This window comes from Bacillus sp. 01N45 (assembly GCF_056399205.1).
The window spans coordinates 139,717-163,849 of sequence record NZ_JBFTQW010000011.1 but is presented as its reverse complement, the minus strand read 5'-3'; the positions used below and the strand labels follow the sequence as shown (position 1 = coordinate 163,849).

Below are 24,133 nucleotides of genomic sequence, written 5' to 3'. Positions count from 1 at the left end.
TAAACATGAATATAAAAAGATCGTTCAAGCTAATGGCCGCTTTTTTGAGTGTTTTATTTGTATTTGCGAACTTATTATTTCCACTTCAAAAAGCATTCGCGGAAGTTATGGATCATACAAAGTATGAAATGGATTGGAGTTATAGTAGGTCAAAGAAGAAACCAATTCGAACAGAGCTTATTAAAACAGCAGATGGAAAAATTGCCTTTTGCTTAAATGTAGATTTGAAATCTCCAAGCGGTCAAGATTTACCGGAAATGGGCAAAGTGGATATTAATGTATACCGTGTACTGTTAAATGGGTATCCGCAAAAGAGTCCACAAGAATTAGGTGTTTCTGATTGGAGAGAGGCACATTATGCAACGCAGCTTGCAGTATGGAATGCGTTAAAACAAATTGATATTAATGATTTAGATTTCCGTAATAAAAATGTAGAAAAGGTAACGAAAGATATCGTTGCAAAAGCAAGTGCTAGTGAAGAATTACAAGAAATTACGATGAGCGTAATACCGTCAGAAGAACAACAAGCAGTGTTGAAAAATGATTTCTTTGAAACAGGTTTATATACAGTAGAAACAAATGCGAAAAGCGGAACATATAAAGTGCAAGCAACAGGTGCACCAGAAGGCGCGAAATTTGTAAATGAAAAGGGCGAAGCAAAAACGGAATTTAATGTAGGAGAAAAGTTCCGCATCTTAATTCCGAAACAAACACCAGCTGGTGGGTTTAGCTTTAAAGTATTAGGAAATTTAACAAAGTTACAAGGGATTGCACATAAAGGAACACCGACTATTCAAAATGCAGTTGTATTACTTGAGCGTAGTGAAGAAAAAACAAGTCCGGAGTTATCGGTAAGTTGGAAAACAACAAATGGTCATGATAATAATAAACCACATACTCCAAATGAACCACATAAACCGAATCAAAAGAGATAATGAAAAAGCATTGGCACACAGCCAATGCTTTTTTGCAGTTCATTTATTTACAGAGCCATTATCTTTAGTAAAGCAGTTTGCATATGCACTGAATGGATCTTCGATACTTTTCATTATATGGTTGACGCTTTTACAATGTATCGTTTGGTGGTTATTCGTAGATAGAAAAAGGAGTGGATTATAATCGATAAAGATATTTTAATGTTACCGCTAGTACTTATAGCGATTGCTCTATTTCTTTTCACTTCACAAATCTACATAGCGACCCTTTTGTATAAGTATGAAAAGTCTTGGTGGTGGGGAGGACTTAGTTTTCTTTTACCGTTCGGACTCAATGTGTATATATATCAAATTATTATATTAGAAAATCGAGTGGGGATATTGTTTGAAGGACTAAATTTAAGTGAAAGAAAATTATGGAGAAAAATATATGTTCTTGTTTGCATGCTTCGGATTTCTTGCATCACCAACATGAATATTTTGATCAGTACGGTATAATGAAAACAAGAAATTAGAGAGAGAGATAAAAAATGAAACTTCGTATTTGTGAAATAACGACAGAAAATCGGCATGAAATTGCTAAGTTAAAAGTAACAGAGGAACAGCATAAATTTATTGAAAGTACAGTTGAAAATTGTTTAGTTGATACTGAAACAAAATATAAAGAAGATGCAATTTCAGTAGGGCTATATGATGGTGATACACCTATTGGATATGCAATGTATGGCTGGTTTGAGGAAGAAGAAAAGGCTGTATATTTAAATCAATTTGTCATCGACAGTGCATGCCAAGGAAAAGGGTATGCAAAACCATTATTACGTTTGTTGATGGACCATTTTAACACAGAATATAATTGCAAAGTTATGTATTTAAGCATACATCCAGAAAATAAACTTGCACAAAAGTTATATGAATCAATAGGCTTCCATTTAACTGGTGAAATTGAAGATGAATGGTTACATGGAAAAGGATTTATAATGAAACGTATGCTGGATTAATAAAAACCTGTCCGGAAGATTAGTATCTTTCAGGCGGTTTTTTATTTTAAAATAGCATTGGAATTTAAAATTTGAACATTACGATTTTTGGATTAATTCATAAAATTTTAATATTAATCTAATTGAAATGTCTATCTAAGGAGAAAAATATCGTGTACAATTCACTTTGGAAAAACTGTCCATAGATGGATGCCTATGAATTAATTGTAAAAAACAATATTTTTATACACATTTTTCATGTATAGACAACAATACATATTAAATGTATTTCTTATCATTATCCCGTGATGTAAAAAAAGGAGAACTCATCATAAAACATAGAGAAAGATGAGGAGGAATTTTAGACTTAAAATTTTTTTCTATATAAGAAAGCGAATACATATAGGGAATAAAGGTAAGCGATATTGGGGCGCGAAGTTTTGTTGTGTATTTAAAATGGTTGTATAAAGATAAATTGATTTTGCAGTAAATGAATATATCTATGATGGTTTGCATTACAAAAAGAACAGGGGACACAGATTATGTCGAAGAAAAAGAGTAGTAGGGTATTAGTGGCTGGGATATGTATATCTACATTATTATCGCCAGTAGCTTTCGAAGCATCGAAAGGATATGCAGCACCTTTGGAAGAAAATAAAGGTGGAAAATTAGAAGAGGTTAAAGAGAATAAGTTTGAGCAAAGGACGTTTCATGTACCTGGAAAAGGTGATATAGAAAAGGAAACGAAACGCTTAAAAGTAAGTGTTCACCTTTCGGTTAACGAACCGACTGGAATTTATGCAGCGCCAAACGAAAAGATTACAATTGAAATAAAAGGAACGCAGTCTATTCAAGCTTTTATGGGAACGAGATCATATGATGAAAAGGACCCTGAAAAGTTTGATTTAAAACCTGGTAAAAATGTTATTTCATCACCAAATGGTGGTATTTTATATTTTTACAATATGAACGACGAAGGTGAGGTAACGGCTTCTGTTACGAATGGTGGTAGCCATTTTCCTTTGTTTATTTTAGGTAAGCATACGAAAAAAGATTTTGATGAAATGTTGAAGAAATATAAGGATCCTTATGCAGTTGAATTAAAAGGTGAGAGAAGTTTAATTACTGCGAGTTATAATGCTGTTCAAGATCATATGAACGATACAGATCCAATAAAGTTAATGAAATTACATGATAAGATTATTCGTTTGGAAAATGCAGTAGCAGGATTATCTGAGGACGGTATTGGAGTCGCAAAATCTCCAAATCATTACGTTCAGTTTGTTGAAAAACGGAATCCGGATGAAGATGATTATATGTTTGCAACAGATTATCGTACAGCATATATCCCAAAAGTAATGAATAGAGTATTGGATTTAGAAGTACTTGAAAAGGATGGTTGGGGACCATGGCATGAAGTTGGACATTTACATCAACAAAGGCCGTGGGACTGGGATGCTGTTGGGGAAGTAACAGTCAACATTTATTCTTTAGCAGTACAAAAAGCATTAGGGAATAAACTAGACATGGAAGAACATTATGAAAAATCATTTGAGTATTTAGAAAGACCTATTGCCGAAAGAGTAATTGATGAAATTGATCCGCTTACGATGTTTTGGCAATTAAATATCGTTTATGGGGAAGATTTTTATCCTACATTGCATCAAGCGTATCGCTTGTTATCTGAAGAGGAAATGCCTACTTCTGATGAAGAGAAAAAGCAAATGTTTGTTTATATGACATCAAAAGTGGCAGGACAAAATTTAGTTCCATTCTTTAAAGAATGGGGATTAACTCCAAGTGATGAGACTAGAGAAAAAATAGAAAAATTAAATTTACCTAAATTAGAAAAAGAAATATGGAAAGCTACAGATAGTAATGATATTCGCGAGAAGCAAGTTGAACCGTATAAAGTTCCGTATGGTGAACCTGCTAATGAGGTACAAAACCTTGTAGTTGGTACGAATTTTGATGAAGAAAAAGCGGGTAAACTTGTTCAAAATTTAGGTGAGAATGTAAAAGTAACAGGTAAGATTATATGGTCTAAATTAGACGCTGGAAAACAGGAAGTGTTAGTAGAAATTGAGGATGAGAAGGGAAATAAAAATTAAATTCCTGTTCAAGTTAATGGTATTTATGGTGACAGTATCATTTTTCAAGGAATTTCAAATGATGTAATGTCAACAGTGACGCTTCGTCACAATGAAAAAGAATTAAATGTAAACTTTACTAGTAATAAAATACATTACCGTTTTGAAAAAGAAGCATATATGGGTTTGACAGTATATGATCGAAATGGAATTGAAAAGAAACGTGTATCAGCAGAAGGGCAAGAAACTGGAAAAAGATTTGCTGAACTAAATGGAGTGGATTTTGAATATGGAGATGTAGTGAAAGTGTATCATGCCGAGTCAGGTCGTTTAATTTGGTACAAAAATAGTGAGTTAGTTGGAAAAGGAGATAAGAAAAAGTTTAAAGAAATTTCCTTCAAGATTACTCCAAATGGCTTAGAACAAGTGCAATAATAAAAAAAGCTCGTAAAACATTATGTTTTACGAGCTTTTTTTATTACTCAGCTTCAGAAACTACTGTGAAGCGTTCGTTTACGTGTTTTGGATTTTCGATTTCATCAAGTGCTGCAACTGCGAAGTCTTCGTAACTTACGTAGCTATCACCTTTTGCGTTAACAAGAAGGTTGTCTTTGCCAGCTGTATAAGAGCCTGTGCGTTTTCCTAATGCAAATAGTGCAGAAGGGCTGATGAATGTCCAAGTTATATCGTTTGTTTGTTGCAAGATTTCTAAGTTTTTACCTTGGTTTTGAGCTGTTGCAAGGTATTCATTTGGGAAACCTGGCGTATCAAATACACGCGTTGTTTTCTCTTCGTCTACAAACAAGCTTCCAGCGCCGCCAACTACAAGTAATTTTGTGTTAGGTGCACCTTTCATAGCTTCAATTAGTACGTTTCCTGCATCTACGTGAAGATGTTCTTCTCCTGCTGGAGCGCCGAATGCATTTACAACTATATCAAATGCTTGTAGGTCATTAGATGTAAGAGCGAATACATCTTTCTCTAAAACTTTTATATTTTCTTCTGTAATTTTTGCAGCGTTTCTTACGATTGCAGTTACTTCATGTCCGCGATCTAATGCTTCTTTTAAAATACGACTTCCTGCTTTACCAGTTGCTCCGATGATTCCGATCTTCATAATAAATCCCTCCAAATTGTTTTGTTAAAGTGTATATCTGAAAGTAAATGAATTTGTTGTAATAAGGTTTGTTACAACCTGATGTAATCATTATAGTTACAGGTTGGTGTTTTTGTCAATGGGGTAGTTTGTATATTTACTTTTTGTTTTAGTATGTACAGTTAAAGGGAGGAGAGTCATAAAGATATTGTTACTTCGTGTCTGGCTAATATTTGGAAATTGCAAATTGTCGAAAAATGTTGATTTTTAAATGTTTTTTAAATATAATTCGTTTTATGGAGAAAAGGAGGGGTTAATTGTATGAATATTTTAGAGCAATTTGTTTCATCAACGAATACAATTCTTTGGTCATATATTCTTATTGCAATGTTAATTGGTTTAGGTCTTTATTTTTCTATTAAATTGAAATTCGTACAAATTACTCATTTAGGGGAAATGGTTCGATTAATGAGTGATGGATTAACTGGAAAGACGCGTAAAAAAGGTAGTGTATCTTCTTTCCAAGCGTTCTGTATGAGTTCAGCAGCTCGTATTGGAATCGGGAACTTAGCCGGTGTAGCGTTAGCTATTTCTATGGGAGGACCTGGAGCGGTATTTTGGATGTGGGTTATTGCGATTGTCGGAGCGTCTTCAAGTTTCGTGGAAAGTACGCTTGCACAAATTTATAAAATAAAAGATGGCAGTGGCTTCCGTGGTGGTCCTGCTTATTATATGGAAAAAGGTTTAAATAAACGTTGGATGGGAATTTGGTTCTCTATCCTTATTACAATTAGTTATGGTTTAATTTTTAACTCAGTACAAGCAAATACAGTTACATTAGCATTTAAAAACGCTTTTGGTATTGAGCGTTACGTTGTTGGGATTGTATTAGCAGTATTAGTTGCGGTTATTATTTTTGGTGGCGTGAAAAGTATCGCGCGTATGTCTGAAATGATCGTTCCGCCAATGGCACTTATTTATATTGCAGTAGCAATTTTCGTTGTTATTAAAAATTATTATTTAATACCGGATATGTTTACAGAAATTTTTAAAGGAGCATTTGGTTTAGATTCAGCTGTAGGTGGCGGTATCGGTGCTGCAATGAAGTATGGTATTCAGCGCGGATTATTTGCGAACGAGGCAGGTATGGGTAGTGCGCCGAACGCGGCAGCAACAGCTGATGTAACGCATCCGGCGAAACAAGGTTTTATTCAAACAATTGGAGTGTTAGTGGATACATTCTTAGTATGTACATCAACAGCATTTATCGTACTATGTTCTGGTGCATATAAGGCAACAAATTTAGAAGGTATTGAATTAACGCAAAATGCATTAAGTTCACAAATTGGCCCATGGGCAAGTAGCTTCTTAGCGATTATTATTTTCCTATTCGCTTTCAGTTCACTTCTAGGAAACTACTATTATGGTGAAACGAACATTGAATTCATTAAACAAAGTAAAACTTGGTTAACGATTTACCGTATTGCGGTAGTGGGAATGGTATTATTCGGTTCTGTTGCCACACTTCAAGTTGTATGGAATATGGCGGATTTATTTATGGGACTAATGGTAATCACAAACTTAATCGCGATTACACTTCTTGGCCGATTTGCATATGCTGCTTTGGCAGACTATGTAAGGCAAAAGAAACAAGGAAAAGATCCAGTCTTCAGTGCAGATTCTATTCCTGGTTTAACGAATACGGAGTGTTGGGATAAGCCAGTGGTAACAGATAAAGAAAAAGCAGTGTAATGAAAAGGTGAGCATCGAGATAAATTCGATGCTCACCTTTTTTGTTGTAGTAAATGATGAAAAGGGTGAGAGGGAATTATTAATATAATTTTGTTTGTTCATTATTCCCGTTATTTGTAGAGAACGCACTGTCTTAAAAGTATGACCGGTCGAATGGGATGAGTGATTGAGTATTGGATAAATGCACATACTGGTTATATTTTTACGTAAAAAAACATATATGTTAAGAAATTTAACGTGTACATGTTATAAAACCTAACATAAAGTTCTTGATTACTAAAAGTTTTTAGAATATAATTTTCTTATTGTTAGGAAGAGGGGGCAATGCAATTATGGATTTTTTAGCTAAGGTAATTGGGGATGTAAATAATGTCCTTTGGTCATATGTCATTATTGCGATGTTAATTGGGTTAGGGCTTTACTTTTCATTTCGTGTGAAATTTGTCCAAGTTCGTTACTTCGGTGAAATGATTCGATTGCTTGGGGATGGGGCAAGTTCGAAAACGAGGAAAGCTCAAAAAGAGAAGAGCGGTGTATCATCGTTCCAAGCTTTTTGTATGAGTACAGCCTCTCGTGTAGGTACTGGTAACTTAGCTGGTGTAGCTATCGCAATCTCAGCAGGTGGACCAGGAGCGGTATTTTGGATGTGGTTAATTGCGGTAATTGGGGGTGCTTCTGCATTTGTAGAGAGCACATTAGCGCAAATTTATAAAGTAAAAGATGGGAATGCATTCCGTGGTGGTCCAGCGTATTATATGGAAAAGGGTTTAAAGAAACGCTGGCTAGGAGTTGTCTTCTCTGTTCTAATAACAGTTAGTTTCGGATTAATTTTCAACGCCGTGCAGTCAAACACAGTAGCGGCGGCTTTTGATGGAGCATTTAACACAGATGGTAAGTTTGTAGGTCTGTTTATGGCTGGTTTACTTGCAATCATTATCTTCGGCGGAGTAAAACGTATTGCACGTGCGGTTGAAATGATTGTTCCAGTAATGGCAATTATATATGTAGCAGTAGCATTATTCGTTGTTGTAACAAACATTACGGCAATTCCGTATGTATTTAAAGAAATTTTCTTACATGCTTTCGGAATTAAAGAAGTAGTAGGTGGGGGATTAGGAGCTGCGGTTTTACTAGGGGTAAAACGTGGATTATTCTCAAATGAAGCAGGTATGGGTAGTGCGCCGAACGCAGCTGCGACTGCAAACGTAACGCACCCAGTTAAACAAGGTTTCATTCAAACTTTAGGGGTATTTACAGATACATTATTAATTTGTAGTTGTACAGCATTTATCATTTTATTATCAGATGTGCCTGGAGCGGCTGATTTAAACGGAATTCAATTAACGCAACAAGCATTAAGTCAACATATCGGACCGTGGGCTTCTATATTTGTAGCAGTTGCAATCTTCTTGTTTGCATTTAGTTCATTAGTGGGTAACTACTACTATGGTGAAACGAATATTGAATTCTTAAATGGAAGTAAAGTGTTATTAAATGTATACCGCATTGCTGTGCTTGGTATGGTTGTTTTAGGATCTGTAGCAACAATTCAAATCGTTTGGGATTTAGCAGATTTATTTATGGGGATTATGGCTGTTATTAACTTAGTTGCGATCGTATTCCTTTCTAAGTACGCTTTCGCGGCATTATCAGATTACGTTAAGCAAAAGAAACAAGGAAAAGATCCAGTATTCTATGTGGAGTCTATTCCAGGTTTGAACAATACAGAGTGCTGGGATAAGCCAGCAGTAGCTGATAAAGAAAAAGCAGTATAATGAGGTGAGCATCAAGTGAAACTTGATGCTCATTTTTTTGTTTTATCCTGCTATTTGTGAACAGTAAAACTCTCGATTGATACGGGCTAATAATCAGTGGGGATGATACTGATTAAAGTTTCGCTATATAATGTAAAAGACGAACATTCATGAACGTTTTATAATAAAATGTAATTTTTTAAGAAAAGTGCGGATATGAGTTGTGATTTATGTTAGAATGGAAAATGCCTTTGAAACAAGAGGTTTTATGATCTTTCCTATCCGATTGAAGGTTTTAGAGGAGAAATGGAAAGTTCGGATTATTTCTTATTTCAAGTGGTCAGACGTTCAACGTTAATGAAGAGTTAAATGGAGGATTTTATTAATGAAGTTTGTTATGTTTCTTGTAGGATTGCTCGTTGTATTTGTACTCGGTTTTCTTATAAGTGCCGATCGAAAGAAGATTAAGTATAAACCAATCGCAATTATGCTTGTTATTCAGCTAGCGTTAAGTTATTTCTTATTAAACACGCAAGTTGGTTATATTTTAGTAAAAGGAATTTCAGATGGATTTGGCGCGCTTCTTGGATATGCGGAAGCTGGAATCGTTTTCGTATTTGGCGGTCTTGTTAATAAAGGAGAGGTTTCATTCTTCTTAACAGCGTTATTACCAATCGTATTCTTTGCCGTTTTAATCGGAATTCTGCAACACTTTAAAATTTTACCGATATTTATTCGTGCTATTGGTACTGCGCTAAGTAAAGTAAATGGTCTAGGAAAACTAGAATCATATAACGCAGTAGCAGCTGCCATTGTTGGGCAAGCGGAAGTATTTATTACAGTAAAAGATCAATTAAGTAAAATCCCAAAACATCGTTTATATACATTATGTGCATCTTCCATGTCGACAGTATCAATGTCAATCGTAGGTTCTTATATGAAAATGATCGAACCGAAATATGTAGTAACAGCACTTGTATTAAATTTATTTAGTGGTTTCATTATTATTCATATTATTAACCCGTACGATATTACAGAAGAAGAAGATACACTGAAATTAGAAAATAAGAAAAAACAGTCATTCTTTGAAATGCTAAGTGAATATATTATGCTTGGTTTCACGATTGCAATCACAGTAGCGGCAATGTTACTTGGTTTCGTAGCATTAATTACAGCAATTAATAGCTTGTTTGATTCAATGTTCGGTATTACATTCCAAGCTATTTTAGGATACATTTTCTCACCATTAGCATTTGTAATGGGTATCCCGCAAGCAGAGATGGTAACAGCGGGACAAATTATGGCAACAAAATTAGTATCAAACGAATTTGTTGCGATGCTGGATCTTGGAAAAGTAGCTGGTGATTTATCAGCTCGTACAGTTGGTATTCTTTCTGTATTCCTTGTATCATTTGCGAACTTCTCATCAATCGGAATTATCGCAGGTGCAACGAAAGGTATCGATGAAAACCAATCAAATGTTGTATCATCATTCGGTCTACGCCTTGTGTACGGTGCGACATTAGTAAGTATTCTATCAGCGATTATCGTTGGTGTTATGTTATAAACAAAGATGGCCCTAGCTTATAGCTAGGGCTATTTTTTATGGTAAATTTGCATGAAAAAACCAATTAGTTAGGAATATATTAACATATAAAAATCTTTTAAAATTTATATTGCATTTCGATTAGATAACGCTTACAATTTGATTTGTAGGTGGTATCAATTTCAGACTTTCAAGTATGGTAGGAGAGAAGAAGCTACCTTTTATAAATTGCAATTTATGTAAACGCTTACTGATTTTAGAAAACAGTTGAATAATATTTAGGGGTTTTAAATTTTTTAACATCAATGGTCAGACGTCATTCGTTATACGTTATACGACCAATAACTCGTGGGAGAAGTGGAGGATTCACATATGAAGATCGTAATGTTTCTAGTCGGTTTACTTGTAGTATTTGTACTAGGGTTCCTTATCAGTTCAGATCGTAAGAAAATTAAATATAAACCAATTGCACTTATGCTTGTCATTCAATTGGTACTTGCGTATTTCTTACTAAATACAAAGGTCGGATTTGTATTAGTAAAAGGGATTGCAGATGGATTTGGCGCTATTTTAAAATTTGCGGAAGCAGGGGTTAATTTCGTATTTGGTGGTTTAGCAAATGATGGACAAGCACCATTTTTCTTAACAGTATTATTACCAATTATTTTCTTAGCAGTATTAATCGGGATCTTACAACATATTAAAGTTTTACCGATTATCATCCGTGCAGTCGGTTTCCTATTAAGTAAAATTAACGGCTTAGGAAAACTAGAATCATATAATGCAGTAGCAGCTGCAATTGTTGGTCAAGGTGAAGTATTCATTACAGTAAAAGATCAACTAAGCAAATTACCGAAAAATCGTTTATACACACTTTGTGCATCTTCCATGTCAACAGTATCGATGTCAATCGTCGGTTCTTACATGAAAATGATTGATCCAAAATATGTAGTAACAGCACTTGTATTAAACTTATTTAGTGGATTCATTATCGTTCATATTATTAATCCATATGACGTAAAAGAAGAAGACGACATTTTAGAATTACAAGAAGATAAAAAACAAACATTCTTTGAAATGTTAGGCGAATATATTATGCTTGGTTTCTCTATCGCTGTAACAGTAGCGGCGATGTTAATCGGTTTCGTAGCATTAATTACAGCAATTAACGGTGTGTTCGATTCAATTTTCGGAATCACATTCCAAAGCATTTTAGGATACGTTTTCTCACCATTAGCATTCGTAATGGGTATTCCAACATCAGAGATGCTAACGGCAGGACAAATTATGGCAACGAAATTAGTAACGAACGAATTCGTTGCAATGCTTGACCTTGGAAAAGTAGCTGGCGATTTATCAGCTCGTACAGTAGGTATTTTATCTATCTTCCTTGTATCATTTGCAAATTTCTCATCAATCGGAATTATCGCAGGTGCAACGAAGAGTATCGATGGCAAACAAGCAAACGTTGTATCTTCATTCGGATTAAAACTTGTATACGGTGCAACGTTAGTAAGTATATTATCAGCTATTATCGTTGGGGTTATGCTTTAATAAAAACAAACGAAGTCGTTTATCTCTCGCCTAGAGGGATGAACGACTTTTTTATTTTGGTATGATAAATAATATAGAGAGGGGGAATTAGGGTGAAAGAATCGGATAGTTTAAGGGAGTTTGATGAGATTATAGAGAACATTAATCATTTAACTGGAGAAGATGCTAGAGCGTTTTTGAAGTTTATACATGGATATTTAAGCATAGTAGAAGAAGGAGATGGGACTTTTACTAATAGTAACTTTGTTGAAAAGGTTTCAGGGCTTTATAAGAAGGATTTGGCGAGGGTTATTCAGCTTAGAGAAGAAATAAAAAAATCACCTTAATACATTCATTAAGGTGATTGAAATACTATTCAGCTGGAGGCGTAAATGTACGTTTCTCTAATTCAGCGTCTAGCATAAATAATGCGTTTGAATCGCTTGTAATACGTTTTAATTTTTGGATGATGCTATCGAATGAAGATTCTTCTTCTACTTGCTCATCGACGAACCATTTTAAGAATGTAATTGTTGCATGCTCACGCTCATCCCAAGCGATATCAGATAAGTTGTAAATACGCTTCGTTACTTCACGCTCGTGCTCAAGTGCCACTTCAAAAGCGTTCAGTACAGATTCGTATTTGTTATTTGGATTATCAAATCCAGTAATAATAGCGCGCTCACCGCGGTCATTAATGTAGTTGTAAAGCTTCATTGCGTGGAAACGTTCTTCTTCAGCTTGTACAAGGAAAAAATTAGCGAATCCATCATAGCTCTCCGCCGTACAGTAAGCAGCCATCGCCATATAAGCATGGGCAGAGTAAAATTCAAAGTTCATTTGATCGTTTAATGCGTCGTGCAATTTTTTAGATAACATAAAATCCCCCTTAGTATTGTGACAAGAACATTATACCATAATTGATAATATTCTCATTTGGATACTTCGAACCTTTTCGAAAGCTTTGTGACGTGTGCCTCCATAATGTCTTGTAAATCTAAATCATATTTTTGTGAAAGAATAATAAGATTAGATAGTACATCACCAAGTTCTTCTTTTAACTCTTGTTTTAGTTCTTCTTCTGTTTTCACTTTTTCGTCAGGACGATCACGGCCAATTTCGATTGCGCGAACAACGCGTGAAACTTCTCCGACTTCCTCTGTTAAGAAATTTAAGCGAATAAAGGAATTATACTGTGACCAGCTTCGTTTTTCGTAAAATTCCTCCACCCATCTTTGAAATGCGACGATATCCATTTCTTCCTCATCCCTTCAATATGTTGTATAATATTCATTGTATCATAACAATATATAGTTTCGGGGTGTAGGAATGAGAAAGATTTGTGTGTTTGCAGGTTCCAACTTAGGGGAGAGGCCTGAATTTAAAGAGCAGGCAATAGCGTTAGGAAAAATGTTTGTTGAGAACGATTATGAGCTTGTATACGGTGGTTCTTGCTTTGGATTAATGGGAGAAGTGGCAAACGAAGTTCTTCGCTTAGGCGGACGTGTAACAGGTGTTATGCCGCGCGGTCTATTCCGAGGAGAAATTGTTCATACAGGGCTAACAGAATTAATTGAAGTAGAAACGATGCACGAGCGCAAAGCGAAAATGGCAGAGCTTGCGGATGCTTTTATTGCATTACCGGGCGGATACGGAACGTTTGAAGAGCTATTTGAAGTAGTATGTTGGTCACAAATTGGTATACATAATAAGCCGGTTGGTTTATTGAACATAAAAGGCTTTTATGGACCAATTTTGCAAATGGTTGAACGTGCAGCAGAAGAAGGATTTATGAATCCATCAAATAAAGAGTTGATCGTTTCAGCTGAGACGGCAGATAAACTAATTCATGCAATCCAAAATTATGAGCGTCCTGTTTTAGGAACGAAGTGGAAGCAGCTATCATAATACAATTTTATAGATGTTTTTGGAAACACATGTCATTTTATCTTGAAAAGGCATGTGTTTTTAATTTAGTTAAATATGTTAATGTTAAGATGTGATATTTTAGGAAAAGAAGAAATAGATGGAGGAGTTTGTGTATTTACGTCCTGTTTTTAAAAGTATTTTAGCAGCGTCTATTCTTGCTATGCTAATTGTTTCAACACAGAAGAAAGAGCTAATTAATGAGTTTTCGCTTTGGTTTATTTCGATATTGTGTATCGGTGTTTCCGCGATAACATTGTTTATGTCTGGGTTTATCGTTGATGAGTATGATTTAGCTGGGGATGCACAGAGTTTTAGCATGTTTATTGCAATTGGCTGTATTAGCGGTTTGAATTTTATTATTTATTATAGACGGCAATAAAAGAAGGCATTCCGTATTACTTTGGAATGCCTTTATCACTTTGATTACTTTGTTTTTTATACAGGTACCAGCCACCCCAGCCGCCACCAATTGCTACAACAACGAGGAAAGCATAGTCTTTAACCTCGACACGTATATTGAAAATATTAGCTATAAGTAAGAGAATCCCAACTGTTATTAACGCAAAAAATGCTCTAATTAAGTAGTCTTTCAACTGAACCACTCCCGCCATTTAAGTAGTAAATGATGAATATGGAAAAGCTTTTTTGGATCTATTTTACTAAAGGATGTTACCTATATTTTAACATAAAAGGGATTGTAATATATTGATAAAAGTAGAGGAGAGGGGTGCTAATATTGTCGTGTTTTGTCGGTAAGTCGATATATTGGAAAAATCGCTGATATATTTGATGGAATCGCCGATATAATGCAAAAATCGCTGATATAAATTTCATGTACTGATATGCGCGATTAACCCCATAGAAAAAAGCGACTCTGAACGAGCCGCTTCCGCTTTAAATGATATCCAGCTCCGGTGACTAGAACAGTCGGTCATTTCGCGCCTTCCTGTGAGGCAAAAAGCGCCTCTTCGTCAGGAGCTCCAATGCCCTCTTGTTCTGAGCAAGTCACCTCCGCTTTTAATATTATCCAGCTCCAGCGGCTAGAACAGTCGGTTGTTTCACTCCTTCATTCGAGGCAAAAAGCGCCTCGTAATCAGGAGTTCCAACACCCTCCTGTTCTGAACGAGCCGCTTCCACTTTTACATAATATCCAGCTCCAGCGGCTAGAATCTCCGGTCATTTCGCTCTCTCGCTCGAAGTAAAAAGCGCTTCAAGGTCGAGAGCTCCAATGCCCTGCGATTCTGAGCAAGCCGCTTCCGCTTTTAAATATATTATTGATTCAAGAACGCGCGTAGCATCCAAGCGTGTTTTTCTAGTTCTGTGTAGATGCCTAATAGTAGGTCAGATGTCATTTCGTCATCAGAGTTTTGAGCGATTTCCATGCCTTTTTTCAGTTCGACTAGCATCATTTCGTAGTCTTTCATAATTGATTCAACCATTCCTTCTGCAGTTTCGCCGTATGCTGCTTCTTGAATAGAAGATAGTTCTAAGTATTCTTTCATTGTTGCTACTGGTTTGCCGCCAATTGCTAAAATGCGTTCTGCAATTTCGTCGATGTGAGTAGCTGACTCTGTGTAAAGTTCTTCGAATTTCTCGTGTAATGTGAAGAATTGAGGTCCTTTTACGTACCAATGGAAGTTGTGTAATTTTGTGAATAAAACGCTCCAGTCTGCTACTTGTTTGTTTAATACTTCGATTACTTGTTTGTTCATTATGATCAATCTCCTTTTGAGTTGTTATGTTATATCAATTACTAATTTATAATAATTATAATCTAGTAATTTGTATAAATCAACCCTTTTGCTGGAATTAATTTGAACAAATTATGAACTGTTATAAATAAAAATCCCTATTACTGTGGAGTAATAGGGATTTTTATTTTGATATATAGCTCTTGTTCTAAACGAGCCACTTTCGCTTTTAATGATGTCCAGCTCCAGCGGCTAGAATCTCCGGTCATTTCGCTCTCTCGCTCGAAGCAAAAAGCGCTTCAAGGTCGAGAGCTCCAATGTCCTGCGATTCTGGACGAGCCGCTTCCGCTTTTAATTATTACACAGCCTTCTGTTTCTCTTCTACATCCTGTCCATCCCAACACTCTGTATTCTGTAAGCCAGGGATAGAACTTGCAACGAAGACAGGATCTTTTCCTTGTTTCTTTTGCTTTATATAGTCTACTAAAGCTGCGTATGCAAACTTGCTAAGGAATGAGATGGCAATTAAGTTTGTGAATACCATTAGTCCCATAAAGAAATCAGCTAAACTCCAAACTGTTTGAAGGGCAGCGATAGATCCGAAGAACACCATTCCGACAACTGCAACACGATAAATCAGTAACCATGTTTTGCTTTCTTTAATGAATGCGATGTTTGTTTCACCATAATAGTAGTTTCCTAGTAAAGAACTGAAAGCGAATAGGAAAATAATGATCGCTAAGAAAGTACTTGCCCACGGTCCGATTTGTGAACTTAATGCACTTTGTGTTAATTCAATACCTTGTAAATTTGTTCCTTTGTACAGTCCGGAACATAATACGATAAATGCTGTTGATGTACATACTAAGAATGTGTCCACGAAAACACCTAATGCTTGAACAAGTCCTTGTTTTACAGGATGAGATACATCTGATGTTGCTGCTGCGTTAGGAGAACTACCCATACCTGCTTCTGTCGCGAATAGACCACGCTGAATTCCGAACTTGATTGCTGCTCCAATACCACCAGCGATAGCTTGGTCTAAACCGAATGCACCATTAAATATTTCCATAAAAATGCTTGGTAACATAGTGAAGTTGTTAATAACGACAAAAATTGCCACACCAATATAAATAATTGCCATTGGAGGAACAATCATTTCTGTAATACGTGAAATGCTCTTGATACCACCGAAAATAATAACTGCAACTAATAAAGCTAATAGAGCTCCTACGATCGTTCGCTCTAATCCAAAAGCATTTTCAAACGCTATTGTTACCGTATTTGCTTGTACTGAATTGAAGATTAATCCGTACGCAACTGTAATAAGAAGTGAGAACCAAACACCCATCCAGCGTTTGTTTAATCCTTTTTCCATGTAATATGCTGGTCCACCACGGAACCTGCTGCCATCTTTTACTTTATAAATTTGCGCGAGCGTACATTCTACGAAACTAGTAGCTGCTCCGATAATTGCGATAAACCACATCCAAAATATTGCACCAGGTCCACCCATTGAAATGGCTAATGCTACACCAGCTAAATTTCCGATACCAATGCGCGCTGCTGCACTTAAGCAAAATGCTTGGAATGGAGAGATGCTATCTTTCTTTTTTTCTTTTCGATTAAACCCTTTACTAATTAAACTGACCATCTCACGGAAATGAGTAATTTGGACGAATTTTAATTTGAAAGAGAAATAAAGACCGAAGCCGATTAGCATTGCAATAAGAATATATGACCATAAAATATTATTCGTTACCTCAAGGAATCTGCTAAAGATATCAACCATATAATACACTTCCTTTTTTCCGTAATAAGAAAATTATATGCAAAAAATATACGAGAATCAATTTTTCTAAAAAATTATGTTACATAAACATATTTTGTGTTATGATTATGTTACATCGTAATATTTTTAGAATTATTTACATTTTAAAAAACTAAATGTAAAGCGAGAAAGAGGGGATAATTTGAAAGAAGAAACTTTATTGAAAGTAAGCCTTAAAAGTTTGAAAATGAGAAGTAATATATTTTTTATCATTACATCTTTAAGTATCTTTTTAGGAGCCACTTATTATTACAATAAAAGATTTCCAAGTCACAGGTATCCTGAATGGTTAGAATTTCTAAAATTGATTTAATGAACAAAAGACAGAAAAACAGAAAATTTAAATAAAGAAGTTATGGAGGAGCTAAATATGAATATTAGAGAAAGTGAACTTCCGGGTATTGGTTATAAGTTTCAAATCGTTACGAAAGGTAACGAAAAGATGGTGATTGTTATTCATGATGATGGACGTAGAGAAATGTATCATTTTGATTCAGATCATGAAGAAAGCATCTCAAGTATTTCATTACGTGACTCAGAGGCAAGACAAATTGCAGCAATATTAGGTGGAATGGTATACAAGCCTAGAGCATTAGAAAATGTTGAAATGGTCTTTGAAGGTTTAGCGATTGAGTGGTTTAAAGTAGAGAATGCTGCTCCAGCGCTTGGAAAAACAATCGGTGATCTTGAAATAAGAAAAACATATAGCGTAACGATCATTGCAGTTATGAAAAAGAATATGAAAAAATTATTTAATCCAGGGCCAGAAACGGTAATTGAAGAAGGCGATATGCTTGTAGTTTCAGGCGAGAGAGAAGAAATTAAAAAGATTATTAATGAGTTACTTTCGAATAGGGGGACTGACTAGATGGATACGTTAATTTTTGAAGTTGGTACAGCGTTAGTATTAGTTGCAATTGCGGCAGTAATTGCTGGAAAGTTTAAATTCTCAGTAATTCCGTTTCTAATTGTTCTTGGAATGTTAGTAGGGCCACACGCGCCGACAATAGGTGTTATCGATTTCAAGTTTATTGAAAGTGCAAGTGTCATTTCCTTCCTTGGACGGATTGGGGTTCTGTTCCTTCTGTTTTATCTAGGACTTGAGTTTTCGATGAAAAAACTAATAAAATCTGGACGTTCTATTGCGATTGGCGGAACGATCTATATTTTAATTAACTTTTCACTTGGGTTATTATACGGATTTATAATGGGATTCCCTTTACTAGAAATCTTAATTATTGCGGGTATTATTACGATTTCTTCTAGCGCTATCGTTGCAAAGGTGTTAGTGGACTTAAGAAGAACTGGTAATAATGAGACCGAATTAATTTTAGGAATTATTATGTTTGAAGATATATTCCTTGCTGTATATTTATCAGTTGTCTCTGGTTTAGTTCTAGGGGATCATGCTTCCTTCCTAGGTGCTCTTACTTCAATTGGAATTGCTCTAGGATACATGCTTCTATTCTTTATTGTAGCTAGAAAGGCGACGCCGTTATTAAATAAATTGCTCAATATTAGTTCAGATGAAATTTTCATTATTGTAGTATTTGCTTCGTTATTCTTTATTGCAGGTTTCTCGGAAACAATTCACGTTGCCGAAGCAATTGGAGCACTTCTTTTAGGATTAGTTTTCTCTGAGACAGAGCATAGTGACAGAATTGAGCATCTCGTTGTTCCATTTAGAGACTTTTTCGGAGCTATTTTCTTCTTTAGTTTCGGATTAAGCATTGATCCGTTTTCATTAGGCGGAGCGATATGGTTAACGTTAGGTGCTGTCCTTCTTACAATCATCGGTAACTTTATTGCAGGAATGATTGCAGGGCGACAAGCTGGATTATCTCATAAAGCGTCAACAAATATTGGATTAACAATCGTTTCAAGAGGAGAATTCTCCATCATTATGGCCAATATCGGAATCGCCGGTGGTTTAATGTCAGTCTTGAAACCATTCTCGGCACTATACGTGCTTATACTATCCATCTTAGGTCCACTTCTGACGAAAGAGTCAAAGAATGTATATAAATTTTTAAATAAAATCTTTAAGTGGGATACGAAGACTAGCTAATTTTAAAAAATAAAAGTACAAGATATTTACTGCTTGTACTTTTATTTTTTGCAATGAAAAAAGTAAAGAGAGGTACATAATGTTAGGAGAGTTGATTCATTCCGTTTTAGTTTTTCTAGAAGGACTTGGTTATTGGGGAATTATGCTTGGATTGATGTTAGAGGTTATTCCGAGTGAAATCGTATTGTCTTATGCAGGTTATTTAGTATCAACAGGAAGCATTACGTTTTGGGGCGCTGTCGCGTTCGGTACAATTGGTGGTGTAATCGCACAATTATTCATTTATTGGATCGGTCGATACGGAGGAAGACCCGTCCTTGAGCGATATGGAAAATATATTTTAATTCAAAAGAAACATATTGATTATGCTGAAGATTGGTTTAATCGTTACGGAACTGGCGTTATTTTTACAGCGCGTTTTATTCCTGTTGTGCGTCATGCTATTTCGATACCAGCAGGGATTGCAAAAATGTCACATGCTAAGTTTATTACGCTAACTACATTAGCTGTTATTCCGTGGTCAATTGTATTTGTATATTTAGGTTTTAAATTAGGAAGAGAGTGGGAAAGTATTAATAAAGTCGCTGGGCCATATGTGAAATACTTTGCACTTGCTGCTATTGTTTGTACAATTGGTTACTTTGTATTAAAAAAAATGATGAAAAAAAAAGTGATTACGTAAAAAGAATCTATGCTGACATAGATTCTTTTTTATTGTCATTTTTCGAAAGGGGAAAGAGTAGGTTTAATATTTTACATATTGTGGCATACATATAGGAAAAGGGAGTTTGGAAAGGGGATTATAGAAAAATGGAACTCCAGTTTCAAAATGTATATCAACAGGTGGAGAATTGGTATGTGTTGGATTCGGAGCTTCCTTGGGATGTCAAAAGGCTTAGAGATGATTTGTTTTCACTGATTGAAGTATGTAAAACACCAGTTATTTTTTGTGATACGTGTGATGCGAATCATGTGCTTCTATCATTAGGAGAAGAAGAAGAGGAATTCTTATTCCCAGTAGGTGGTTTTTATCATAAAGAAAAACAATTAATTTTTGTTTGCATATGGGAAGAGTATGAGCAGGTGCTCAAAACACTACTGCATGAATTTCGCCATGCGATGCAGCATAAGAGGGAAGTATTGTATGTTGGAAGTGAATTGTACGAAGATAGATGGATTGAGAAAGATGCGAGAAAGTTCGCGGAGAGGAAGTTAGATGAATATAAAAATAGAAAGTTAATGTAAAGCATAGTGGAGAAATGGCACTGTGCTTTCTTTATTAATTACTAAAAGTAAGTGATTGACTTTTATAAAGTTTAGTTCTAAACTAATGGTATGAAATGAGCGAGGTGATAGAATGAAGACAGAAGATAGACTCGGATTACTATTATGGTTTCGTTTATCACGTTTTTATAACAAAAGTATTCGTGAGACGAATCAGCATTTGAAAGAATGGAATGTATCTGCCGCTCAGTTTGATGTGCTAGCTCAAGTTGGAGGACATAATCGTCTAACGCAGCAAGAGCTCGGAAATAAACTATTTGTTACGAAGGGAAATATCACGCAGCTATTAAATAAAATGGAGCAGCTGGAGTGGATTCATCGTGAACAAGAAGGTACTACAAAATATATTTCGTTAACAGAAAAGGGAGAAGCTTTATATGAAGAAATCGTCCCGCCTCAAGAAACGTTCCAAGCGGAGCAGTTTCAAAATTTAAATGTAGAAGAACAACATCAATTATTACAATTACTAAAAAAATTACAGTGAGAAAAATTTTAAAAATAAATCTTGAATTCGAGATAATATGAGGTGAAGGATATGTTTAGAAAAGTTGATCATAAAAATATGGGAAGAGCAAATCACGGTTGGTTAAATACACATTTTCATTTTTCCTTTGCGAATTACTATAACCCGAATAATATGAACTTTGGAGCATTGCGTGTAATTAATGATGACCTAGTAGCGGCACAAACTGGTTTTGATATGCATCCGCACCGTGATATGGAAATCATTTCGTACGTTGTAGATGGTGCTTTAACACATGAGGATAGCATGGGGAACCGCGGAACAATTGAGCGAGGACATGTTCAATATATGAGTGCTGGCACAGGTGTATTTCATAGCGAGCATAATTTAGGAAATGAAACACTACGTTTATTACAAATTTGGATTTTACCAGATCGTGCGGATCATAAACCAAACTATGGTGAGTTTACATTTGATTGGAGTAAGCGTGAAAATGAATGGTTCCATATGGTATCTCCAGTAGAAGGAGAGGCACCAATTCGTATTCACCAAGATGCGAATTTATATTCTTTATCGTTAGATGCTGGAAAAGAAATTCATTTTCCGGTGCAAGAAGGCCGTCAATTGTACCTTGTACAAATTGAAGGGAGTAGTGTAATAAATGGTGAAAATCTTGTTATGCGTGATGCAGCAGAAGCGATAGAAGAGGATATTCATATTGAAGCGAAAGAACGATCACACTATTTAGCAATCGAATTGAAAAAATAATAGAACGTTTATGGAAAAGAGGACATCGAATGGATGTCCTCTTTTTTTGAGTGGAATTGTCAGAAAAAACTTTCTCAATATTTAGAAAAAGGTATTGGCCCGGAAAATAAGAATTGTATAAAAGTGTCAAAAATCTTTATGGGAATGGGGAATGTTATAGTGAAAAAGCAAGTCATTTCATCAGCATTAGCGTTAACTGTTATAGCCGGAGGATTTGGAGCATTTGGAGCAACGACAACGAAAGCGGAAGAACAAAAAATTCAATATCATCAAGAATTTAAAACACCTGCATACATAGGTGAAGAATGGAAAGCACCGGAAGGACTAGATAAAAAAGAGACGGTCTTTCAATATTTAGAGAGTAAGAAAGATATGTTTAAATTAGCAGGAAATATTGATAAACACTTCAATGTCGTTGGAGAGGAAAAAGATGCTGAATCTGGTACGACACATGTGAAGTTAGTTGAGAAGCATAATAACATTCCTGTGTATGGTTCAGATCAAACTGTTACACTTGATAAAGAAAATAATGTAAAAGCATTCTTCGGACAAGTTATTCCGAATTTAGAGGATAAAAATATTCCTGCGTTTGCAAATATTAGTGCAGAGCAAGCTGAAACGATTGCAAAGGCAGATATTGAAAAAGAAGTTGGTAAAGTAAAGAATTATGACGGTGTGAAAAAAGATTTATTTGTGTATGAAAAAGATGGGAAGTACTATCTTGCATACTTAGTTAAAGCATCGATTTCAAAACCAGCTCCAGGATATTGGCATTATTTTGTTGATGCAACGAATGGAAATGTGATTGAGAAATATAACGCTGTAGATCACATTACAGGATTTGGTTACGGAGTATTGGGCGATAGACAATCATTTGAAATTGCTCAAGATGAGAAAACAGGAGCGTTCAACTTATTTGATGGTAAACGAGGACAAGGTGTTCACACATTTGATGCAGAAAATATGGATGAAAACTTGTTTAATTTATTCTCACAATGGCTTGGATATACAGGAGAAGAGGTTGAGAGTAAATCTAAGTTCTTCGAAGATAAAGCAGCGGTTGATGCGCATGTAAATGCAGGAAAAGTATACGATTACTACAAAAAGACATTTAATCGTAACTCTTTCGATGATAAAGGTGCGAAGCTTATTTCTACTGTTCACGTCGGAGAAAGCTGGAATAACGCAGCTTGGAACGGTGTACAAATGATGTATGGTGATGGCGATGGAAAAACATTCATTCCATTATCTGCTGGACTAGATGTTATCGGTCATGAATTAACGCATGCTGTAACTGAACATACAGCAAACCTTGTTTATAAAAATGAGTCAGGTGCGTTAAATGAATCGTTATCTGATATTATGGGTGTCATGGTTGAGAAGAAGAGCTGGGATTTAGGTGCTGACATTTATACACCTGGAAAACCTGGCGATGCACTTCGTTCTCTGAAAGATCCAGCATCTATTCCAAATCCATTAAAACCAAGTGAAGGTTACCCAGATCATTACAATAAACGCTACACTGGAACAGCTGATAATGGCGGCGTTCATATTAACAGTAGTATTAACAATAAAGCTGCATATTTAGTATCTGATGGCGGAGAGCATTACGGTGTGAAAGTAACTGGAGTAGGCCGTGAAGCGACAGAAAAAATTTATTACCGTGCTCTTACGAAATATTTAACTGCGAACTCTGACTTTAAGATGATGCGTCAAGCTGCTCTGCAGTCAGCTGAAGATTTATATGGTAAAAACTCTAAAGCTGTACAAGCTGTAACGAAAGCTTATGATGCAGTAGGCGTAAAATAATAAGAGAAAAAGACCTGACTAGGATGTCAGGTCTTTCTTTATCCAGAATTAACGGGCAGTAAGACCCCCACCTCAAAATTCAGCGGAAGCAAAGAAGTTAGGTGGGGGATCAACTGCCCGTAAAAGCCCGATTGGTGAGGGCTGATAGTCAGTGGGGGATGAACAAAACCCCCACTGATTAAAGTTTCACTTTATTTAGTCACGAATACCTAATGCGATTTTCGCCATACGTGACATGCGTTCTTTAGACCAGGGTGGATTCCAAACGACATTTACTTCTATTTCATTGACTTCAGGTACGTTCGTTGATAATACTTTTTTAACGTCTGATACAATTTGCCCAGCCATTGGACAACCGATAGAAGTCATCGTCATCGTAATGACAGCATTATTATTTTCATCTGCTGTAACGTCATAAACTAATCCAAGATTAACAATATCAACACCTAGTTCAGGATCAATAACAGCTTCTAAGTTTGCATATAACTTTTCTTCAAATGCTTGTTGTGACATGTGTAGCACCCCCTACATATTAATGATATCGGTTCTCATTATAACGGATATATATATAATATGCAGGGAATGAGCTCAAAAAAATATTCCTCTT

General features: G+C 35.6%; 23 protein-coding genes and 1 pseudogene. 17 read left to right on the top strand and 7 right to left on the bottom strand.

Annotation, left to right across the window (positions count from 1 at the left end; translation table 11 throughout):
- The first annotated feature begins 5 nt into the window (after positions 1–5).
- The 3 genes and pseudogenes from AC1DMU_RS22945 to AC1DMU_RS22935 form a co-directional block, all read left to right on the top strand.
- Positions 6–935: a thioester domain-containing protein gene (locus AC1DMU_RS22945; RefSeq protein WP_088064771.1), complete on the top strand. Its 930-nt coding sequence runs from the start codon at positions 6–8 to the stop codon at positions 933–935.
- A gap of 530 nt (positions 936–1,465) precedes the next feature.
- The gene (locus AC1DMU_RS22940; protein ID WP_088064769.1) at positions 1,466–1,933 is read left to right on the top strand and encodes a GNAT family N-acetyltransferase; all 468 of its coding nucleotides are present in this window, start codon (positions 1,466–1,468) and stop codon (positions 1,931–1,933) included.
- Between the two features lie 521 nt (positions 1,934–2,454).
- A pseudogene (locus AC1DMU_RS22935) lies at positions 2,455–4,425 on the top strand (M60 family metallopeptidase); the annotation flags it as partial.
- A gap of 55 nt (positions 4,426–4,480) precedes the next feature.
- Here the strand turns inward: AC1DMU_RS22935 and AC1DMU_RS22930 are convergent.
- Complete coding sequence (locus AC1DMU_RS22930) at positions 4,481–5,119, bottom strand: NAD(P)-dependent oxidoreductase (protein WP_088064768.1); 639 nt, start codon at positions 5,117–5,119, stop codon at positions 4,481–4,483.
- Positions 5,120–5,419: 300 nt separating this feature from the next.
- Between AC1DMU_RS22930 and AC1DMU_RS22925 the strand changes: the two genes are divergently transcribed.
- The 5 genes from AC1DMU_RS22925 (at position 5,420) to AC1DMU_RS22905 (ending at position 12,030) form a co-directional block, all read left to right on the top strand.
- The gene (locus tag AC1DMU_RS22925) at positions 5,420–6,850 is read left to right on the top strand and encodes an alanine/glycine:cation symporter family protein (protein WP_088064767.1); all 1,431 of its coding nucleotides are present in this window, start codon (positions 5,420–5,422) and stop codon (positions 6,848–6,850) included.
- Positions 6,851–7,182: 332 nt separating this feature from the next.
- Complete coding sequence (locus AC1DMU_RS22920; RefSeq protein ID WP_088064766.1) at positions 7,183–8,625, top strand: alanine/glycine:cation symporter family protein; 1,443 nt, start codon at positions 7,183–7,185, stop codon at positions 8,623–8,625.
- A gap of 364 nt (positions 8,626–8,989) precedes the next feature.
- A complete protein-coding gene (locus AC1DMU_RS22915; protein WP_000673848.1) occupies positions 8,990–10,171 on the top strand; it encodes a NupC/NupG family nucleoside CNT transporter in 1,182 nt (393 codons plus the stop codon).
- Between the two features lie 351 nt (positions 10,172–10,522).
- Positions 10,523–11,704: a NupC/NupG family nucleoside CNT transporter gene (locus tag AC1DMU_RS22910; RefSeq protein WP_046960038.1), complete on the top strand. Its 1,182-nt coding sequence runs from the start codon at positions 10,523–10,525 to the stop codon at positions 11,702–11,704.
- Positions 11,705–11,796: 92 nt separating this feature from the next.
- Positions 11,797–12,030: a hypothetical protein gene (locus AC1DMU_RS22905; protein WP_088064765.1), complete on the top strand. Its 234-nt coding sequence runs from the start codon at positions 11,797–11,799 to the stop codon at positions 12,028–12,030.
- A 25-nt stretch (positions 12,031–12,055) separates the two neighbouring features.
- On the opposite strand, the gene AC1DMU_RS22900 is transcribed toward AC1DMU_RS22905, so the two are convergent.
- Both AC1DMU_RS22900 and AC1DMU_RS22895 read right to left on the bottom strand, forming a co-directional pair.
- Positions 12,056–12,562 (bottom strand): ferritin, encoded by a 507-nt coding sequence (locus AC1DMU_RS22900; RefSeq protein WP_046955624.1) that lies wholly within the window; start codon positions 12,560–12,562, stop codon positions 12,056–12,058.
- 53 nt (positions 12,563–12,615) lie between these two features.
- Positions 12,616–12,939 (bottom strand): MazG nucleotide pyrophosphohydrolase domain-containing protein, encoded by a 324-nt coding sequence (locus tag AC1DMU_RS22895; RefSeq protein WP_000355764.1) that lies wholly within the window; start codon positions 12,937–12,939, stop codon positions 12,616–12,618.
- 73 nt (positions 12,940–13,012) lie between these two features.
- On the opposite strand from AC1DMU_RS22895, the gene AC1DMU_RS22890 reads away from it, so the two are divergent.
- Both AC1DMU_RS22890 and AC1DMU_RS22885 read left to right on the top strand, forming a co-directional pair.
- On the top strand, positions 13,013–13,591 hold the full coding sequence (locus tag AC1DMU_RS22890; RefSeq protein WP_476941579.1) for an LOG family protein: 579 nt from the start codon (positions 13,013–13,015) through the stop codon (positions 13,589–13,591).
- A 118-nt stretch (positions 13,592–13,709) separates the two neighbouring features.
- Positions 13,710–13,991, top strand: coding sequence for a hypothetical protein (locus tag AC1DMU_RS22885; protein ID WP_088064764.1), 282 nt, complete (start codon positions 13,710–13,712; stop codon positions 13,989–13,991).
- A 16-nt stretch (positions 13,992–14,007) separates the two neighbouring features.
- Here AC1DMU_RS22885 and AC1DMU_RS22880 read toward each other — a convergent pair whose 3' ends face one another.
- The 3 genes from AC1DMU_RS22880 to AC1DMU_RS22870 form a co-directional block, all read right to left on the bottom strand.
- Positions 14,008–14,205, bottom strand: a complete 198-nt coding sequence (locus AC1DMU_RS22880; protein WP_000656314.1) for a hypothetical protein — start codon at positions 14,203–14,205, stop codon at positions 14,008–14,010.
- Between the two features lie 678 nt (positions 14,206–14,883).
- Entirely contained in the window at positions 14,884–15,324 is a 441-nt protein-coding gene (locus AC1DMU_RS22875) for a Dps family protein (protein ID WP_001041898.1), read from the bottom strand.
- A 337-nt stretch (positions 15,325–15,661) separates the two neighbouring features.
- Positions 15,662–17,095: an alanine/glycine:cation symporter family protein gene (locus AC1DMU_RS22870; protein ID WP_088064763.1), complete on the bottom strand. Its 1,434-nt coding sequence runs from the start codon at positions 17,093–17,095 to the stop codon at positions 15,662–15,664.
- A 409-nt stretch (positions 17,096–17,504) separates the two neighbouring features.
- Here AC1DMU_RS22870 and AC1DMU_RS22865 point away from each other — a divergent pair, with 409 nt between their 5' ends.
- The 7 genes from AC1DMU_RS22865 (at position 17,505) to nprB (ending at position 23,526) form a co-directional block, all read left to right on the top strand.
- Positions 17,505–18,002, top strand: a complete 498-nt coding sequence (locus AC1DMU_RS22865; protein WP_001026071.1) for a cation:proton antiporter regulatory subunit — start codon at positions 17,505–17,507, stop codon at positions 18,000–18,002.
- Positions 18,003–19,202 carry a cation:proton antiporter gene (locus AC1DMU_RS22860; RefSeq protein WP_088064762.1) on the top strand — a complete coding sequence of 400 codons (1,200 nt, stop codon included), beginning with the start codon at positions 18,003–18,005 and terminating at the stop codon, positions 19,200–19,202.
- A gap of 79 nt (positions 19,203–19,281) precedes the next feature.
- Positions 19,282–19,884, top strand: coding sequence for an undecaprenyl phosphate transporter UptA (gene uptA / locus AC1DMU_RS22855; protein WP_088064761.1), 603 nt, complete (start codon positions 19,282–19,284; stop codon positions 19,882–19,884).
- A 128-nt stretch (positions 19,885–20,012) separates the two neighbouring features.
- Positions 20,013–20,447 carry a DUF3920 family protein gene (locus AC1DMU_RS22850; RefSeq protein ID WP_000422822.1) on the top strand — a complete coding sequence of 145 codons (435 nt, stop codon included), beginning with the start codon at positions 20,013–20,015 and terminating at the stop codon, positions 20,445–20,447.
- Positions 20,448–20,559: 112 nt separating this feature from the next.
- The gene (locus tag AC1DMU_RS22845; protein WP_088064760.1) at positions 20,560–20,970 is read left to right on the top strand and encodes a MarR family winged helix-turn-helix transcriptional regulator; all 411 of its coding nucleotides are present in this window, start codon (positions 20,560–20,562) and stop codon (positions 20,968–20,970) included.
- 51 nt (positions 20,971–21,021) lie between these two features.
- Entirely contained in the window at positions 21,022–21,717 is a 696-nt protein-coding gene (locus AC1DMU_RS22840) for a pirin family protein (protein WP_088064759.1), read from the top strand.
- A 159-nt stretch (positions 21,718–21,876) separates the two neighbouring features.
- Positions 21,877–23,526: a neutral protease NprB gene (nprB, locus tag AC1DMU_RS22835; protein WP_142291828.1), complete on the top strand. Its 1,650-nt coding sequence runs from the start codon at positions 21,877–21,879 to the stop codon at positions 23,524–23,526.
- A gap of 195 nt (positions 23,527–23,721) precedes the next feature.
- On the opposite strand, the gene AC1DMU_RS22830 is transcribed toward nprB, so the two are convergent.
- On the bottom strand, positions 23,722–24,039 hold the full coding sequence (locus tag AC1DMU_RS22830; RefSeq protein WP_000082523.1) for a metal-sulfur cluster assembly factor: 318 nt from the start codon (positions 24,037–24,039) through the stop codon (positions 23,722–23,724).
- Between the last annotated feature and the right edge of the window lie 94 nt (positions 24,040–24,133).